Raw genomic sequence first — 15,860 nt, 5'->3', positions numbered from 1 at the left:
GGCGCCCGGCGCGCGCGGCGAGGCGATCGACCCCGCCTATGCCGAGGCGGTCGGCCACGCGCTGGCCGAGGCCGGCTTCACCCTGCTGCGCCAGCCCGGCCATGCCCGCTATGCGGCGGAGATCACCGTCACCCAGGAAGCGCACGGATCGGTGATCGCCGAGGCGCCGCGCCGCCCGCCATGGGTGAGCGGCGGCACCCAGAGCGGGCGCACCGGCGGCAGTGTCAGCGTGCCGCTGCCGTCGGGCAAGGGGCAGGTCAGCACGCTGGTGTCGACCGCGATCGAGATCCGCATCCGCCAGCGCGCCGATGCCGACGACGCGGCGCCGCGGTGGAGCGGCCGCGCCGCCACCGCGCAGGCGACCGGCACGCGCGAGGGCGCCCCGGCGGCGGTCGCCGCGAAGCTGGTCGGCGCCCTGTTCCGGAACTTTCCGGCCGATTCCGGCCTTTCGATCAGCGTGCCATGACGGTGACGCGGAAGATGACTGAGAAGAAGATGGCGACCAGAACCACGACGATCCTGCTGCTGATGGCGGCGACGCTGGGCGCCTGCGCGACCACCGACCAGCGCGGCGGCAACGCCACGCACGGGCGCGGCGGCGGCAGCGACGTGACCCGCTATCACCTGGGCCAGCCGATCGCGCCGGGGACGATCGCGCTGGAGCCGCAGGGGACCAACACCGTCGCCGGCCCCGAATATCAGCTGTATGCCGACGCGGTCGCGGGTGAACTGGCCAAGCTGGGCTTCCAGCCCGCGCCGCAAGGCCCCGAATCGCAATATATCGCCGCGATCGCCTTTCGCCGCACCCCGGTGGGCGAGGTACGCAAGCGGCCGGCGGTGACGATCGGCATCGGCGGCGGCAGCTATGGCGGCGGCGGGATCGGCATCGGCGGCGGCGTCAGCACCGGGATCGGCGGCGGCAAGCGCAGCACGGTCCTGGCGACCGAGCTGTCGGTGCAGCTGCGCCGCCGCGCCGACGGCACCACCATCTGGGAAGGCCGCGCCCGCCGGCAGGAGATCGAGGGGCGCGACGAACCCGCCTCCACCGCCGATATCCTGGCCGATGCGCTGTTCAGGGGGTTTCCCGGAGAGTCCGGCATCACTATCAGCGTGCCATGACCATCAACATCTGCGCCGCGTTCGACAGCGGCAACATCCGCGTCGTCGGGCAGGAAGGCGACCGCGTCGACCTCGAGATCGTCCGCGATCACCTGTCCGATTTCTACCAGTGGTTCCATTTCCGCGTCGCCGGCGCGCGCGGGCGGACGCTGACCTTTCGCATCGTCAACTGCGCCGCGTCGGCCTATCCGTTCGGCTGGCCCGGCTATCGCACGCGCGTGTCGACCGACCGGATCGAGTGGCGGATGGCACCCGACACCGACTATGCCGACGGCGTGCTGAGCTGGACCCACAGCTTCGACACCGAACTGGCGTGGTTCGCCTATTTCGCGCCCTATACGATGGAGCGCCATGACGAACTGGTCGCGCGGATCGCGCGCCAGCCCGGCGTCACCCACCGCCAGCTCGGCACCAGCCTGGACGGGCGGGCGATCGACTATCTGCGGATCGGCGAGGGACCGAAGCCGGTCTGGCTCTATGCCCGCCAGCACCCCGGCGAATCGATGGCCGAATGGTGGATGGAAGGGGCGCTGGACAAGCTGACCGACCCCGCCGACGCCAATGCCCGCGCGCTGCGCGAGAAGGCGACGCTGCACATCGTCCCCAACATGAACCCCGACGGCAGCTTTCGCGGCCACCTGCGCACCAACGCGGCCGGAGTGAACCTCAACCGCGAATGGCACACGCCGTCGCCCGAGCGCAGTCCCGAAGTGCTGTGCGTGCGCAATGCGATGGACGAGACCGGCGTCGCCTTTGCGATGGACGTCCACGGCGACGAGGCGATCCCGGCCAACTTCCTCGCCGGGTTCGAGGGCATCCCGTCCTGGACCGACGCCCAGGGCGCCAAATACAATGAGTTCGCCCGCCGGCTGGCGGCGGCGACGCCCGATTTCCAGACCGAAAAGGGCTATGACAAGGCCGCGCCGGGCAAGGCCAACCTGAGCATGTCGACCAATCAGGTCGCCGAACGGTTCGGCGCGGTGTCGATGACGCTGGAGATGCCGTTCAAGGACCATGATCCCAACCCCGATGCCGCGTTCGGCTGGTCGCCGGAACGCTCGAAGGCGCTGGGCGGCGCGTGCCTCGACACGCTGGCCGGGTTCATCGACGAGATCTGAGGCGCGCCGCCATTTTCCGCGCGGCCTGAGCTTGTCGAACGGCCGCCTTTCTTTCTATCAGCGCGCCGAAGAAGAACGGGGCTTCGACAGGCTCAGCCCGAACGGGGTTGGGATCGGGGCCGGTCCGAGGAGTCGCAATGCCCAAGCTCGTGCTGATCCGCCACGGCCAGTCCGCGTGGAATCTGGAGAACCGCTTCACCGGCTGGTGGGACGTCGACCTGACCGAGCAGGGCACGCGGGAGGCGTGGGACGCGGGCGTGGCGATGAAGTCGGCGGGGCTCGATTTCGACCTGACCTTCACCAGTTTCCAGACGCGCGCGATCAAGACGCTCAACCTGGCGCTGGAGGCGATGGGCCGGCTGTGGCTGCCGACGGAGAAGGACTGGCGTCTGAACGAGCGCCATTACGGCGGGCTGACCGGGCTCAACAAGGCGGAGACCGCGGCGCTGCACGGCGACGATCAGGTCAAGGTGTGGCGCCGCAGCTTCGACGTGCCGCCGCCGCTGCCCGAAGACGGCAGCCCGTGGGATCTGGCCAAGGACGAACGCTACAAGGGCGTGCCGATCCCGCAGACCGAAAGCCTGAAGGACACCATCGCGCGGGTGCTGCCCTATTGGGAGGCGACGATCGCCCCCGAGCTGAAGGCGGGCAAGCGCGTGCTGATCTCCGCCCACGGCAATTCGCTGCGCGCGCTGGTCAAGCATCTGTCGAACATCCCCGACGCCGACATCACCGGGCTGGAGATTCCGACCGGCCAGCCGATCGTCTATGAGTTGGACGACGCGCTCAACGCGACCGACCGCTATTATCTGAGCGAGCGCGGCTGACGCGGGCGATCAGGCGCGCGGCTTGCCCGCGCGCGCTGCCTTGCCGTCGATCAGCACCGCCTGCTGCCACTTGCTCGGCGGCTTGTCGGTGCGGTGGATGCAGCCCACCCAGCAACACGGGCGCTTCTTGCCCTCCAGCAATTCCTCGCCGGTGCGCACGATCCGCCGCGCGCGCGTCGCCGGCTGCTTGGCGTCGTCGACCCAGCAGATGAACTCATTGCGGCCAAGCGGGGTCAGCGCCTGCCACAAGGCGAGCAGCGCGGGATCGCCGCGCACCGCCGCCTGAAGATCGTCGCCCGCCTGATGCACGGTGCCGTGCGGGAAATCGTCCGCCATGATGCCTCCGGGTTGGTTACGCCGCGAACGTCTCCGCATCGACCGCGTAGAGCGCGTCCGCCGTCGCCGTCGCCGCCGCCTTCAGCCCCAGCGCTTCGGGCACGATCTGGTCGACGTAGAAGCGCGCCGCCGCCGCCTTCATCCGCAGGAACGGCTCGTCGCCACCGGCCGCCGCGATGCGGCCCTGACGCTCCATCAGCCAGCCGCACACCGCGACCGACAGCATCGTCAGGAACGGATAGCTCGCCGCCAGCCGGTCATCGACCTCGGCCGCCGCCAGCGCGCGGGCGACCTCCCCACAGGCGTCGATCAGCGCGATCAGCGCGGGTGCCTCCGCCTCGGCGCGCATGTCCGCCACCAGCCGCGCCAGCACCCCGCCGTTGTCGAGGCCCAGCTTGCGACCGACCAGATCGGCGGCCTGAATGCCGTTGGTGCCCTCATAGATCGGGGTGATCCGCGCATCGCGGAAATATTTCGCGGCGCCGGTCTCCTCGATATAGCCCATGCCGCCGTGGACCTGGACGCCCAGGCTGGCGACCTCATTGCCCAGATCGGTGGCGTGCGCCTTGGCCAGCGGGGTGAGCAGGTCGAGCCGCGCCTTGGCCTCCGCATCCCCCAGCGTCGCGCGGTCGACCTGGCCGGTGGCGAGATAGACCAAGGCGCGCGCCGCCATCGTCTGCGCCTTCATCCGCATCAGCATCCGCCGCACATCGGGGTGCTCGACGATCGCGACCGGGCCGGCGCCGGGCGCCGACGCGCGCGGCGACTGGATGCGTTCGCGGGCATAGGCGACCGCGCGCTGGGTCGCGCGCTCGGCGACCTGCACCCCCTCCAGCCCGACGTTGAGCCGGGCGTTGTTCATCATCGTGAACATCGCGCGGATGCCGCCCAGTTCCGGCCCGATCAGCTCGCCGACGCAGTCGCCGTTGTCGCCGAAACTGAGCACGCAGGTGGGCGAGGCGTGGAGCCCCATCTTGTGTTCGATCGACACGACGCGGACGTCGTTGGGCGCGCCGGGATTGCCATCGGCATCGAGCCGGTATTTGGGCACCAGGAACAGCGACAGACCCTTGGTTCCGGCAGGCGCGTCCGGGGTGCGCGCGAGGACGAGGTGGACGATGTTGTCCGCCATGTCGTGATCGCCGAACGAGATGAAGATCTTCGTCCCCTGGATGCTGAACGTGCCGTCGCCGCGCGGAGTGGCGCGCGAGCGCAGCGCGCCGACGTCGCTGCCCGCCTGCGGCTCGGTCAGGTTCATCGTGCCGGTCCACTCGCCGGTCGCCAGCTTGGGCAGGTAAAGCGCCTGCTGCTCCGGCGTGCCGTGGTGGGTGAGCGATTCGATCGCGCCCACCGTCAGCGTCGGCGCCAGCGCGAAGCCCATGTTGGCGGTGCCCAGCGTCTCCAGCACCGCGCTGGCCAGCGCGAACGGCAGCCCCTGCCCGCCGAACGCTTCCGGCGAGCCGATCGTGCCCCAGCCGCCGTCGACATAGGCGCGGTAGGCGGCGGCGAACCCGTCGGGCATCACCACGCCCTGTTCGGTCCATTTCGCGCCGACGGTATCGCCCAGCGTATCGAGCGGCGCCCATTCGCCCGCCGCGAAATCGCCGACGCCGTCCAGCACCGCATCGACCACGTCGGCGCTGGCGGCGGCGAACCGATCGGCCTGGGCCAGTTCGGGCAGGCGGGCGACATGTTCAAGGACGAAACGCTGTTCGGCGACGGCGGGGGTGAAGCTCATGGACCTCTCGCTTGCTGGTTGATCGCGGAGGCTATAGCCGCAGCTTGGTGAGCACACCAACCACCCAGATTCTGCCGTTTGGCGACGCCGCGCTGGCGGAGGCGGCGGCGGTGATCGCGGCGGGCGGATGTGTCGCGGTGCCGACAGAGACGGTCTATGGCCTGGCCGCCGACGCCACCGATCCGCGCGCGGTCGCCGGCATCTATGCGGCCAAGGGGCGGCCGAGCTTCAACCCGCTGATCGTCCATGTCGCCGATCTGGCGGCGGCGGAGGCGATCGCGGTGTTCGACGAGCGCGCGCGGGCGCTGGCGGCGCGGTTCTGGCCGGGGCCGCTGACATTGGTGCTGCCGGTACGCGAAGGCGCGGTGGCGGGCATCGTCACCGCGGGACTGACCACGGTGGCGGTACGCGTGCCGCGCCACCGCGCGATGCAGGCGCTGCTGCGCGCTACGGACAAGCCGCTCGCCGCGCCGTCGGCCAACGCCAGCGGCGCGATCAGCCCGACCCGCGCCGCGCATGTCGTCGCCAGCCTGGACGGGCGCATCCCGCTGGTGATCGACGACGGCGCGACCGAGGCGGGGATCGAATCGACGATCGTGATGGGCGAGGCCGTGTTGCGTCCGGGGCCGATCACGGCGGCGGAGATCGCGCTGTGCTGGGCCGCGCTGCCGAGCGATTCGCCCGACGCGCAGGGCGACCGCCTGCCCGGGGGCACGATTGGGGCGGCTGGAACGGGGGCGGTGACGGCGCCGGGGCAGCTCGCCAGCCATTATGCGCCGTCGAAGCCGCTGCGGCTGAACGCGACCGATCGCCGCGACGGCGAATGGCTGATCGGGTTCGGTGCCGTCGCGGGCGACGCCACGCTGTCCGCGACGGGCGACCCGGTCGAGGCGGCGGCGCGGCTGTTCGACGAGCTCCACCGCGCCGATGCCGCGCCGTCGGCGCGAATCGCGATCGCGCCGGTTCCCGAGAGCGGAATCGGCATCGCGATCAACGACCGGCTGCGCCGCGCCGCGCATCCGCGCGATCCTTTACAGCTGCGTAACGACGCCTAGACTTGCCCGATCCCGCATGAGTCGGGGGGACGCAGGAGAACGGCGATGAGCAACGTACAGCGTGGGCTTGCGGAAATGATCGGGACTTTCTGGCTGGTGTTCGGCGGATGCGGCAGCGCGGTGCTGGCGGCCGGGATACCGGGGGTGGGCATCGGCTATGCCGGCGTCGCGCTGGCGTTCGGCCTGACGGTGCTGACCATGGCCTACACCATCGGCCACATCTCCGGCTGTCACCTCAATCCAGCGGTCACCGTCGGGCTGTGGGCGGGCGGCCGTTTCGCGGCGAAGGACATCCCGCTGTACGTCGTCGCGCAGGTGGTGGGCGCGGTGATCGCCGCCTGGCTGCTGCTGACGATCGCACAGGGTCAGCCGGGCTGGGACCTGGCGACCAAGGGGCTGGCCGCCAACGGCTATGGCGAGCATTCGCCGCACCTTTATGCGATGGCGGCGGGCTTCACGATCGAAGTCGTGCTGACGTGCGTGTTCGTCATCGTCATCATGGGATCGACCGACAGCCGCGCGCCGGCCGGGTTCGCCCCGATCGCGATCGGACTGTGCCTGACGCTGATCCACCTGATCTCGATTCCCGTCACCAACACGTCGGTCAACCCGGCGCGCAGCACCGGGCCGGCGCTGATCGTCGGGGGCTGGGCGATCCAGCAACTGTGGCTGTTCTGGGTGGCGCCGATCATCGGCGGCGCGCTGGGCGGGATCGTCTACAAGGCGCTGGGTGCCGAGGCGACCAAGCGGCCGCCGATCGAGGGCGAAGCGCTTTAAGGGGAAAATCCGTCATTGCGACCCCGGCGAGAGCCGGGGGAAGCAATCCGGGCCTGCGCTCGCGGGGCTGGATTGCCGCGGGGCTTCGCCCCTCGCAATGACGACCTATGGGGAGCGCTCAGGCGACCGTCGCCGCCTTTGACCGGGCGGCGAAGCTCTTGCGCAGCTTTTGCAGCTTGGGCGGGATCACCGCCAGGCAATAGGGGTTCCGCTGACCCTCGCCGCCCCAATATTCCTGGTGGTAATCCTCCGCCGGATACCAGTCGGCCAGCGGCTCGATCGTGGTGACGATCGGGTTGGGCCAGCCGCCGGCACCGCGCGCGATCGCCGCCTCGGCCGCCGCGCGCTGCGCGTCGTCGTGCGGAAAGATCGCCGAGCGATATTGCGTGCCGACATCGTTGCCCTGGCGATTGAGCGTGGTCGGATCGTGGGTGGTGAAGAAAATCTCGAGCAGGTCCTCATAGCTGACCACGCCCGGATCGTAGGTCAGGCGAATCGCCTCCGCATGGCCGGTATCGCCGCCGCACACCTGTTTGTAGGTCGGATCGGCCAGATGGCCGCCGGTATAGCCGCTCTCGACCTTTTCCACCCCGATCACGTCGTTGAACACCGCTTCGGTGCACCAGAAGCACCCGCCCGCGAAGGTCGCCGTTTCCATGCCGCTACTCCTTGCTAACCCGCGCTAGATAGGGTTGGGCGCGGCCAGAGCAAAGGGAGCGGGGAAATGAGCGAGGCACGGCTGGACGGATCGGTGCTGGTGACCGGCGGCGCGGGCTATATCGGCAGCCATGCGGTGCTGGCGCTGGCGGACGCGGGCTACCGCGTCGTGGTGGTCGACAACCTCGTCACCGGCTTTGCCTGGGCGGTCGATCGCCGCGCGACGCTGATCGAGATGGCGGTCGAGGACGACCGGGTGCGCGACGTGATGCGCGAGCACGGCGTGCGCGCGGTGATGCATTTCGCCGGATCGGTGGTGGTGCCCGAATCGGTCAGCGATCCGCTCAAATATTACCGCAACAACACCGCCGCGAGCCGATCGCTGATCGAAAGCGCGGTGACGGTCGGCGTGCCGCATTTCATCTTCTCCTCCACCGCCGCGACCTATGGCACCCCGGCCAAGGTGCCGGTGGCGGAAGGCGACCCGACCGTCCCGATCAACCCCTATGGCATGTCGAAGCTGATGACCGAGGCGATGCTGCGCGACGTCGCGGCGGCGCACCCGTTCAACTATGCGGCGCTGCGCTATTTCAACGTCGCCGGTGCCGATCCAGGGGGCCGGAGCGGCCAGTCGACCGCCGGCGCCACCCACCTGATCAAGGTCGCGGTGGAAGCGGCGATCGGCAAGCGCGAGGGAGTCAGCGTGTTCGGCACCGATTTCGCGACACCCGACGGCACCGGGGTGCGCGACTATATCCACGTCAGCGACCTGGCCGCCGCGCACGTCCACGCGCTGGAACTGCTGGTCGCCGAGCCGGGGCGCAGCCACACGCTCAACGCCGGCTATGGGCGCGGCTATTCGGTGTTCGAGGTGCTCGACGCGGTCGACCGGATCACCAACCGAACCGTCGACCGCCGGCTGGAACCACGCCGCGCGGGCGACCCCGACGCGCTGATCGCGGACAATAGCGCGATCCTCGCCACCCTGCCTTGGCGGCCGCGGCACGACGATCTCGACGGGATCGTCCGCGACGCCCTGGCTTGGGAACGCGCGCTGGCGGAACGCTGAACATGGATGTTCGTTGGCGCGAAAACTGATAGGATCACCGCATGAAACAGATCGCCATCGTCGTCAGCACCTTGGCGCTGGCCGCCAGCCCCGCCGCCGCGCAGCAGAACAGCAACAGCGCCGGACAGATCGTATCGCAGCCGGCGCGCGACGTCGGCGCGGAGAAGATCAAGATCCCGCCCGTCCTGATCAAGGCGAGCGAGGCGCCGTACAGCATCGCCGGCGTCGCCACCTGCGCGGCGATCGGGCGGCAGATCACCGCGCTGACCGCCGAACTCGGCCCCGATTACGGCGCCACCCCGGCCGAACAGGACAAGGTCGAGCAGCTTGCCGCGGCCGGCGGCCGGGCGGTGGTCAATTCGATCATCCCGTTCCGCGGGCTGGTGCGCGAGGTTTCGGGCGCCGCGGCGGCCGACCGGCGGCTGCAGGCGGCGGTCGACGCCGGGCTGGCGCGGCGCGGCTTTCTGCGCGGGCTGCAGCAGGCCAAGGGCTGCCGGCGCTGATCGAGTGGTGGGCTCGCCGGGATTCGAACCCGGGACCTACAGATTAAAAGTCCGTTGCTCTACCGACTGAGCTACGAGCCCACTCGGCGAGCGCCCTAGGGCGACAGAGGCGCGCTAGCAAGTGCCGCACGGTCAATCCGCTGACCGGATCGCGCCACGCCGGGGCGATCGCGGCCAGCGGGCCGAGCACGAAGCCGCGATCGCGAAAGCCGATATGGGGGACGATCAGCCCCGGCCCGCGCCACGCCCCGCCCGACCACAGGATGATGTCGAGGTCGATCACCCGCGCCCCCCAGCGCCGCCCGCGCCGCCGCCCGAAATCGCGCTCGATCGCCTTGAGCCGGCGCAGCAGCGCGTCGGGCGATTCAGCGCTCTCGATGATCGCGGCGGCGTTGGCGTAGCGGCGCAGCGACGGGCCCATCGGCGCGCTGGTGATGACCCGCGACACCGCCACCGGATCGAGCAGGGCCAGCGCCGCGCGCACCGCGTCGGCCGGCGCGCCATGCCGGCCGCGCACGTTCGACCCGACCGCGATCGCATAGCTTGTGAGCGCCATGCACGGGCTCTAGCGAAGATCGATGGACTTCGCACCCAGCCCGTTGCCAGCGACCGAGCCGCCGCATGATTGCCCGCGCTGCCCCCGATTGGTGGCGTTCCGCGAGGAATTGCGCATCGAGCATCCCGACTGGTGGAACGCCCCCGTCCCCGCCTTTGGCGACCCCGGCGGCTGGCTGTGCATCGTCGGGCTGGCGCCGGGCAAGCACGGCGCCAACCGCACCGGCCGGCCGTTCACCGGCGATTTCGCCGGCGACCTGTTGTTCGCGACGCTGGCGAAATTCGGGTTGACCAGCGGCACCTATCAGGGCGCGCCGGGCGACGGGCTGGCGCTGGACGGGGCGATCATCTGCAATTCGGTCAAGTGCCTGCCGCCGCAGAACAAGCCGACCCCGGAGGAAACCCGCACCTGCCGCCCGTTCCTGGCGGAGCAGGTCGCGGTGCTGCCCCAGGCGCGCGTGTTCGTCGCGCTCGGCCAGATCGCGCACCAGTCGGCGGTCAAGGTGCTGGGCGGGCGGTTGCCCAAATGCCGGTTCGGCCATCTCGCGGAGCACAGGATGCCCGACGGGCGGGTGCTGATCGATAGCTATCACTGCTCACGCTACAACCAGAACACCGGGCGGCTGACGGCGGAGATGTTCGAGGCGGTATTCGCGCGGGCGCTGGCGCTGCGGGGGGCGGTGTAGCCTCTTTTGTTCACGCGGAGGCGCGGAGACGCGGAGGGGTCGTATCCGGGGCCATCGTCTCGCGTCAGCGAGACTTCAAATCTCTCCGGCTTGCCGAGTGTTCACAGGCCGCTGGCGCGGCCGCCCTTACCGCAGGCGCAACACCTCTGCGTCCTCTGCGCCTCTGCGCGAACACCCTTCTTCTTCGCGCCTTCGCGCGAACAAAAAAGATCAGACGTCCTGCACCAGCCGTCCGTAGAGTTCCGGCCGGCGATCGCGGAAGAAGCCGAAGGCGGCGCGGTGGCGGGCGACGCGGGCGAGGTCGAGCGTCGCGGTGATCACCCCCTCCTCCTCCCGATCCAGTTCCGCCAGGATATCGCCGCGCTCGTCGGTGATGAAGCTGGTGCCGTAGAAAGTCTGGCCATGCTCCACCCCGACGCGGTTGGCGGCGATCACCGGCACGACGTTCGACACCGCGTGGCCGACCATCGCCCGCCGCCACAGCCGCGCGGTATCCAGGCTGTCGTCGTGCGGCTCGCTGCCGATCGCGGTGGGGTAGAACAGCAATTGCGCGCCCATCAGCATCATCGCGCGCGCGGTTTCGGGATACCATTGGTCCCAGCACACCCCGACGCCCAGCGTGGTGCGGTCCGGCCCGTCCCATACCCTGAAGCCGGTGTTGCCGGGACGGAAATAGAATTTCTCCTCATAGCCCGGCCCGTCGGGGATGTGGCTCTTGCGATAGACCCCGGCGATCGCGCCGTCCGGGCCGATCATCGCCAGCGAATTATAATAGTGCGGGCCATCCGCCTCGAAGAAGCTGGTCGGGATGTGGATGTTCAGCTCGGCGGCGAGCGCCTGCATCGCCAGCACCGCCGGATGTTCGGCGGTGGGGCGGGCATTGGCGAACAGTCCCTCGTCCTCCACACGGCAGAAATATTCGCCCTCGAACAGTTCGGGCGGCAGCACCACCTGCGCGCCGCGCCCCGCCGCCTCGCGCACCAGCGCGGAGACGCGCGCGATGTTGGCGTCGATATCGTTCGTGAAGGCGAGCTGGAGCGCGCCGACGGTGATCTCGGTCATTCCGGGGGTCCTACCGCTTCGGGATCTGCTGGCTGATGCAGTGAAAGCTGCCGCCGCCGGTCAGGATATGGTCGGCGCGCAATCCGACCACCGTCCGCCCGGGAAACAGCCCCTCGAGCGCCGCGACCGCCGCGTCGTCGTTGGGCTGGCCATAGAGCGGCACCACCACGCTGGCGTTGCCGATGTAGAAGTTCATGTAGCTGGCCGGGATGATCTCCTCCTCCGGACTCAGCACCCGGCCGGGCGACGGCATCCGCACCAGTTCGATATGGCCGAACCGCTCCGCCCGCTCCGCCGCCGCCTGATAGACGCGCCAGTTGGGGTCATTCTCGGACGCTTCGGGGATCGCCAGCACCCCGGGCGCGACGAACCGCGCCAGATTGTCGACATGGCCGTCGGTATGGTCGTTGAGCAGCCCGTCGCCCAGCCACAGCACCGCCTTGACCCCCAGATCGCGCCGCAGCCGCTCCTCGACCTCGCCGCGGTTCATGCCCGGATTGCGATTGCGGTTGAGCAGGCATTGTTCGGTGGTGACGATCAGCCCGGTGCCGTCGCCGTCGATCGCGCCGCCTTCCAGCACCCAGTCGCAGTCCTCCGCCGCGATGCCGCGCTGGCGGGCCAGCCGCGCGCCGATGTCGTCGTCGCCGGGCAGGTCGTATTTGCCGCCCCAGCCGTTGAAGCGGAAATCGCGCGCGGTGCCGTCGCCGACCAGGATCGCGGCGGTATCGCGCAGCCAGATGTCGCCGAACGGCTCGATGATGACGGTGGCGAACGGCGCCAGCCGCTCGGCCGCCTCGGCCGCTTCCGCCGTCGCGGCGACCAGCAGCACCTTTTCCCCGCGCCCGCCGGCATCGACCGCGCGCGCGAACGCCGCGACCTCCGCCTGCGCGGGTTCTAGATCGGCCTCCCACAGCTCGGGGTGGCTGGGGAAACCGATCCACACCGCCTTGTGCGGCGCCCATTCGGGGGGAGGGGTTCTGGTCATGGCCCTGGTTCTACTTCCCCGCGCGGCTCTTGTCGCGGATCGCTCGGAATTCGTCGCCCGGCACCCAGTTCGGCCAGTCGGTGCCGTTGCCCAGCACGCGGCCGATATCGAAATACAGGCTCAGGTCCTGCACCGCCGCCGACCAGTCCCAGTTGGGATCATATTCGTCCTTCGGCCCGTGATAGGTGCTGACGCGGGTCTTCTGCGCCTCGACCCGGCGGGCCTCGGCGGCGGGATCGGCCAGCGCGCCGCCCGAATGGGCGTTGAGCATCGGCACGCCGCGCTTGGCGAAGCTGAAATGGTCGGAACGATAATAGCCGCCGCCCTGCGGCCGCGGATCGGGATCGGCGCCGCGGCCCTGCGCCACCAGCGCCTTTGCGAGATAGCCGTCCAGTTCCGACTTGCCCGCGCCGGTCACGGTGACGTTCTTCGTCAGCCCGGCCATCGACATCGAATCCATGTTGATGCCCGCGACGGTCTGCGCCAGCGGATAGACCGGATGATCGGCGTAATAGGCCGAGCCGAGCAGCCCCGATTCCTCGGCGGTCACCGCCAGGAACAGCTGGCTGCGCGCGGTCGGGCCGGCCTTCACATTGGCTTCGGCCAGCGCGACCAGCGCGGCGGTGCCCGAAGCATTGTCGATCGCGCCGTTGCAGATGTCGTCACCGTCGGGCGCCGGCGTGCAGCGGCCGAGGTGATCCCAATGCGCGCTGTAGAGCAGATATTCGTTCGGCGCGGTGGTGCCGGGCAGGATGCCGATCACGTTCTTTGACGCATGCTTGCGCACTTCGTTGTCGAACGCGACCGACATCTTCACGCCGCGAAACGGCACGGCCTTGAACCCCTTGACCTTGGCGGCGGCGGAGAGCCGGTCGAAATCCTGGCCCGCCCCGGCGAACAGCCGCTTGGCGAAATCGAGCTGGATCCAGCCGACCGCCGCCGACTGATCCATATGGCCGTTGGCCGCGTCGGCGACCTGCTGCGGCCCGGTCCAGCTCGATTCGACCACGTTCCAGCCATAGGCGGCCGGCACGGTATCATGGACGATGATCGCCGCCGCCGCGCCCTGCCGCGCCGCTTCCTCGAACTTGTAGGTCCAGCGGCCGTAATAGGTCATCGCCTTGCCGCCGAACGGCCCGTCGAGCGTGGTGCTCTCATAATCGGGATCGTTGACCAGGATGACGACGGTCTTCCCCTTCACGTCGACGCCGGCATAGTCGTTCCAGCCCTTTTCCGGCGCGTTGATGCCGTAGCCGACGAACACCACGTCGCTGTCCTTGACCGCGATCTTCGGCGTGACGCGGTAGCTGGCGATGACCATGTCGGTGCCATAGCGCAGCGCGATCGGCGCGCCCGCGCCGGTGAAGGTGAGCGGAGTGACATTCTGCGCGGTCAGCGAGACCAGCGGCACGTCCTGGAACCAGCTGCCGTTGTTGCCCGGCTTCAGCCCCGCCTGAGCGAACCGTTCGGCGAGATAGGCCAGCGTCTTTTCCTCACCCGGCGTGCCCGGCGCGCGGCCCTCGAACGCGTCGGAGGACAGCGTTTTGGTGATCTCCTTCATCGTATCGACCGAGATTTCCGGCGCGGTCTGCGCATGGGCCGGCATCGCCGCCAGCATCAGGCCCGCGCTCAAGAACAGACGCTTCATCGTCACTCCCTTCATCATTCCGGCGCCGTTCTGGCAGCGTCGCGGACGACCGGCAAGCTTGTCCGCGAACGATTGCGCCCCTAGGCTGCGTGCGTGAAACAGGGAGGGGGCTCCATGCGTAAATTGATGCTTTGCCGAGGCTTTCTGGGCCTGGGCCTTCTGGCGAGCACGGCACTGTCGGCGGGCATCGCGCGGGCCGAAGACTCGACCGCCGCGCGATTCGGCGCGCGCGAGCATGTCCAGGGCATCAGCCTGTCGCCCGACGGCACCAAGGTCGCGATCCTGACCCCGTTGCAGGGGCGCGGCGTGGCGCTGACGATCGGTGATCTCGTCGCCGGCGGGCTGAAGGTGATCACGTCGAGTTCCGGCGATCCCGAACAGATCGAGCGATGCGCCTGGACCAACGCGACGCGGCTGATCTGCACGATTTCGACCACCAGCTGGATCGACGGCCAGCGCGCGGGCTTTTCCCGGCTGATCGCGATCAACAGCGACGGCAGCGACATCAAGATGGTCACCGCGCGGGCCAGTTCGCGCGCATTGGGCGTGGCGCAGCACGGCGGCGCGCTGATCGACTGGGGATCAGACGACGCCAGCGGCAGCGCGCTGATCACCCGCGACTATGTGCCCGAGGAGACCACCGGATCGCACATCGCCAGCAACCGCGAGGGACGCGGCGTCGACCTGGTCGACATCCAGTCGGGCAAGCGCCGCGCGGTCGAAGCGCCACGGCTGGACGCGGTGGAGTATATCAGCGACGGCCACGGCACGGTGCGCGTGATGGGCGTGCGCCCGCGCACCTCGACCGGGTACGAGGGCACGCGGACGGTCTATTTCTACCGCAAGCCGAATGATCGCAACTGGGAGAAGCTGGAGACTGGCGACGGCGGCTTCGAACCCTACATCGTCGATCGCGAGCAGAATGTCGCCTTTGGTTTCGCAAAGACGGACGGCCGCCAGGCGCTGTACAAGGTCGCGCTCGACGGGAGCCTGAAGAAGGATCTGGTGTTGGCGCGGCCGGACGTCGACGTCGACGGGCTGCTGACGGTCGGGCGGCACCGCCGGCTGATCGGCGTGAGCTATGCCACCGACACGCGCGTCGCCGAATGGTTCGACCCCGCCTTCGTCAAGCTGCGCGATTCGCTGGGCAAGGCGCTGCCCAATTCGCCGATCATCAGTTTCGCCGACGCCAGTTCGGACGAGAGCCGCATCCTGATGTTCGCGGGCAGCGACGTCGATGCCGGCGGCTATTTCATCTTCGACAAGAACGCCCGCAAGCTGCAGGAGGTGCTGCCGGTGCGGCCGCAACTGGCCGGGCTGACGCTGTCCCCGGTCAAGCCGGTGACCTATCCCGCCGGCGATGGCACGCGCATTCCGGGCTATCTGACGCTGCCGCCCGGTGCGACTTCGACCAAGGGGCTGCCGGCGATCGTCATGCCGCACGGCGGGCCGGGCGCGCGCGACGAATGGGGTTTCGACTGGCTGTCGCAGTATTTCGCGCAACGCGGCTTCGCGGTACTCCGGCCCAACTTCCGCGGATCGACCGGCTATGGCGACGCCTGGTTCCAGAAGAACGGATTCCAGTCGTGGCGCACCGCGGTCGGCGACGTCAACGACGGCGGCAAGTGGCTGATCGCCGAGGGCGTCGATCCGGGCAAGCTGGCGGTATTCGGCTGGTCCTATGGCGGCTATGCCGCGCTGCAATCATCGGCGCTCGACGCCAAT

The 15,860-nt window shown here is 69.4% G+C and carries 17 protein-coding genes and 1 tRNA gene; 10 read left to right on the top strand and 8 right to left on the bottom strand.

Annotated elements, in window-relative coordinates:
• From VNR91_RS04580 to gpmA, 4 genes are all read left to right on the top strand, one after another.
• Nucleotides 1-466, top strand: a 466-nt coding sequence (locus VNR91_RS04580; RefSeq protein WP_325489606.1) for a hypothetical protein, incomplete at its 5' end; no start/stop codon positions are given.
• A gap of 29 nt (nt 467-495) precedes the next feature.
• Nucleotides 496-1,119 (top strand): DUF4136 domain-containing protein, encoded by a 624-nt coding sequence (locus VNR91_RS04575; protein ID WP_325489605.1) that lies wholly within the window; start codon nt 496-498, stop codon nt 1,117-1,119.
• Entirely contained in the window at nt 1,116-2,237 is a 1,122-nt protein-coding gene (locus VNR91_RS04570; protein ID WP_325489604.1) for a M14 family metallopeptidase, read from the top strand. The genes VNR91_RS04575 and VNR91_RS04570 overlap by 4 nt, the downstream gene beginning before the upstream one ends.
• A 137-nt stretch (nt 2,238-2,374) precedes the next feature.
• A complete protein-coding gene (gene gpmA, locus VNR91_RS04565; protein ID WP_325489603.1) occupies nt 2,375-3,064 on the top strand; it encodes a 2,3-diphosphoglycerate-dependent phosphoglycerate mutase in 690 nt (229 codons plus the stop codon).
• A gap of 9 nt (nt 3,065-3,073) precedes the next feature.
• On the opposite strand, the gene VNR91_RS04560 is transcribed toward gpmA, so the two are convergent.
• Both VNR91_RS04560 and VNR91_RS04555 read right to left on the bottom strand, forming a co-directional pair.
• Nucleotides 3,074-3,400 carry a YdeI/OmpD-associated family protein gene (locus VNR91_RS04560; protein WP_325489602.1) on the bottom strand — a complete coding sequence of 109 codons (327 nt, stop codon included), beginning with the start codon at nt 3,398-3,400 and terminating at the stop codon, nt 3,074-3,076.
• Between the two features lie 16 nt (nt 3,401-3,416).
• A complete protein-coding gene (locus tag VNR91_RS04555; protein WP_325489601.1) occupies nt 3,417-5,138 on the bottom strand; it encodes an acyl-CoA dehydrogenase in 1,722 nt (573 codons plus the stop codon).
• 44 nt (nt 5,139-5,182) lie between these two features.
• Here VNR91_RS04555 and VNR91_RS04550 point away from each other — a divergent pair, with 44 nt between their 5' ends.
• Nucleotides 5,183-6,193 (top strand): L-threonylcarbamoyladenylate synthase, encoded by a 1,011-nt coding sequence (locus VNR91_RS04550; protein ID WP_325489600.1) that lies wholly within the window; start codon nt 5,183-5,185, stop codon nt 6,191-6,193.
• Between the two features lie 45 nt (nt 6,194-6,238).
• Nucleotides 6,239-6,970: an aquaporin Z gene (gene aqpZ / locus VNR91_RS04545; protein ID WP_325489599.1), complete on the top strand. Its 732-nt coding sequence runs from the start codon at nt 6,239-6,241 to the stop codon at nt 6,968-6,970.
• 118 nt (nt 6,971-7,088) lie between these two features.
• Here aqpZ and msrA read toward each other — a convergent pair whose 3' ends face one another.
• Entirely contained in the window at nt 7,089-7,628 is a 540-nt protein-coding gene (gene msrA, locus VNR91_RS04540) for a peptide-methionine (S)-S-oxide reductase MsrA (protein ID WP_325489598.1), read from the bottom strand.
• 66 nt (nt 7,629-7,694) lie between these two features.
• Here msrA and galE point away from each other — a divergent pair, with 66 nt between their 5' ends.
• Both galE and VNR91_RS04530 read left to right on the top strand, forming a co-directional pair.
• Nucleotides 7,695-8,696: a UDP-glucose 4-epimerase GalE gene (galE, locus tag VNR91_RS04535; RefSeq protein WP_325489597.1), complete on the top strand. Its 1,002-nt coding sequence runs from the start codon at nt 7,695-7,697 to the stop codon at nt 8,694-8,696.
• A 41-nt stretch (nt 8,697-8,737) separates the two neighbouring features.
• Nucleotides 8,738-9,199 carry a hypothetical protein gene (locus tag VNR91_RS04530; protein ID WP_325489596.1) on the top strand — a complete coding sequence of 154 codons (462 nt, stop codon included), beginning with the start codon at nt 8,738-8,740 and terminating at the stop codon, nt 9,197-9,199.
• 5 nt (nt 9,200-9,204) lie between these two features.
• On the opposite strand, the gene VNR91_RS04525 is transcribed toward VNR91_RS04530, so the two are convergent.
• Together VNR91_RS04525 and folK are read right to left on the bottom strand one after the other, a co-directional pair.
• Nucleotides 9,205-9,280: transfer RNA gene (locus VNR91_RS04525), tRNA-Lys, on the bottom strand.
• Nucleotides 9,243-9,683 carry a 2-amino-4-hydroxy-6-hydroxymethyldihydropteridine diphosphokinase gene (gene folK, locus VNR91_RS04520; RefSeq protein WP_325489607.1) on the bottom strand — a complete coding sequence of 147 codons (441 nt, stop codon included), beginning with the start codon at nt 9,681-9,683 and terminating at the stop codon, nt 9,243-9,245. The genes VNR91_RS04525 and folK overlap by 38 nt, the downstream gene beginning before the upstream one ends.
• A 94-nt stretch (nt 9,684-9,777) precedes the next feature.
• Here folK and VNR91_RS04515 point away from each other — a divergent pair, with 94 nt between their 5' ends.
• The gene (locus VNR91_RS04515; protein WP_325489595.1) at nt 9,778-10,440 is read left to right on the top strand and encodes a uracil-DNA glycosylase; all 663 of its coding nucleotides are present in this window, start codon (nt 9,778-9,780) and stop codon (nt 10,438-10,440) included.
• A gap of 210 nt (nt 10,441-10,650) precedes the next feature.
• On the opposite strand, the gene aguB is transcribed toward VNR91_RS04515, so the two are convergent.
• The 3 genes from aguB to VNR91_RS04500 are packed head-to-tail and all read right to left on the bottom strand — an operon-like array spanning nt 10,651 to nt 14,135.
• Nucleotides 10,651-11,502 carry an N-carbamoylputrescine amidase gene (gene aguB, locus VNR91_RS04510; protein ID WP_325489594.1) on the bottom strand — a complete coding sequence of 284 codons (852 nt, stop codon included), beginning with the start codon at nt 11,500-11,502 and terminating at the stop codon, nt 10,651-10,653.
• 10 nt (nt 11,503-11,512) lie between these two features.
• Complete coding sequence (locus tag VNR91_RS04505) at nt 11,513-12,487, bottom strand: agmatine deiminase family protein (protein WP_325489593.1); 975 nt, start codon at nt 12,485-12,487, stop codon at nt 11,513-11,515.
• Nucleotides 12,488-12,497: 10 nt separating this feature from the next.
• Nucleotides 12,498-14,135, bottom strand: a complete 1,638-nt coding sequence (locus VNR91_RS04500; protein WP_325489592.1) for a M28 family metallopeptidase — start codon at nt 14,133-14,135, stop codon at nt 12,498-12,500.
• Between the two features lie 114 nt (nt 14,136-14,249).
• On the opposite strand from VNR91_RS04500, the gene VNR91_RS04495 reads away from it, so the two are divergent.
• Nucleotides 14,250-15,860: alpha/beta hydrolase family protein (locus tag VNR91_RS04495; RefSeq protein WP_325489591.1), on the top strand; the 1,611-nt coding region annotated here is incomplete at its 3' end.

The sequence above is a fragment of the Sphingomonas sp. genome (assembly GCF_035555815.1).
Lineage (GTDB): Bacteria > Pseudomonadota > Alphaproteobacteria > Sphingomonadales > Sphingomonadaceae > Sphingomonas.
Note: the sequence above shows the minus strand (reverse complement) of the source record. Positions and strands in the feature narration are given on the sequence as shown.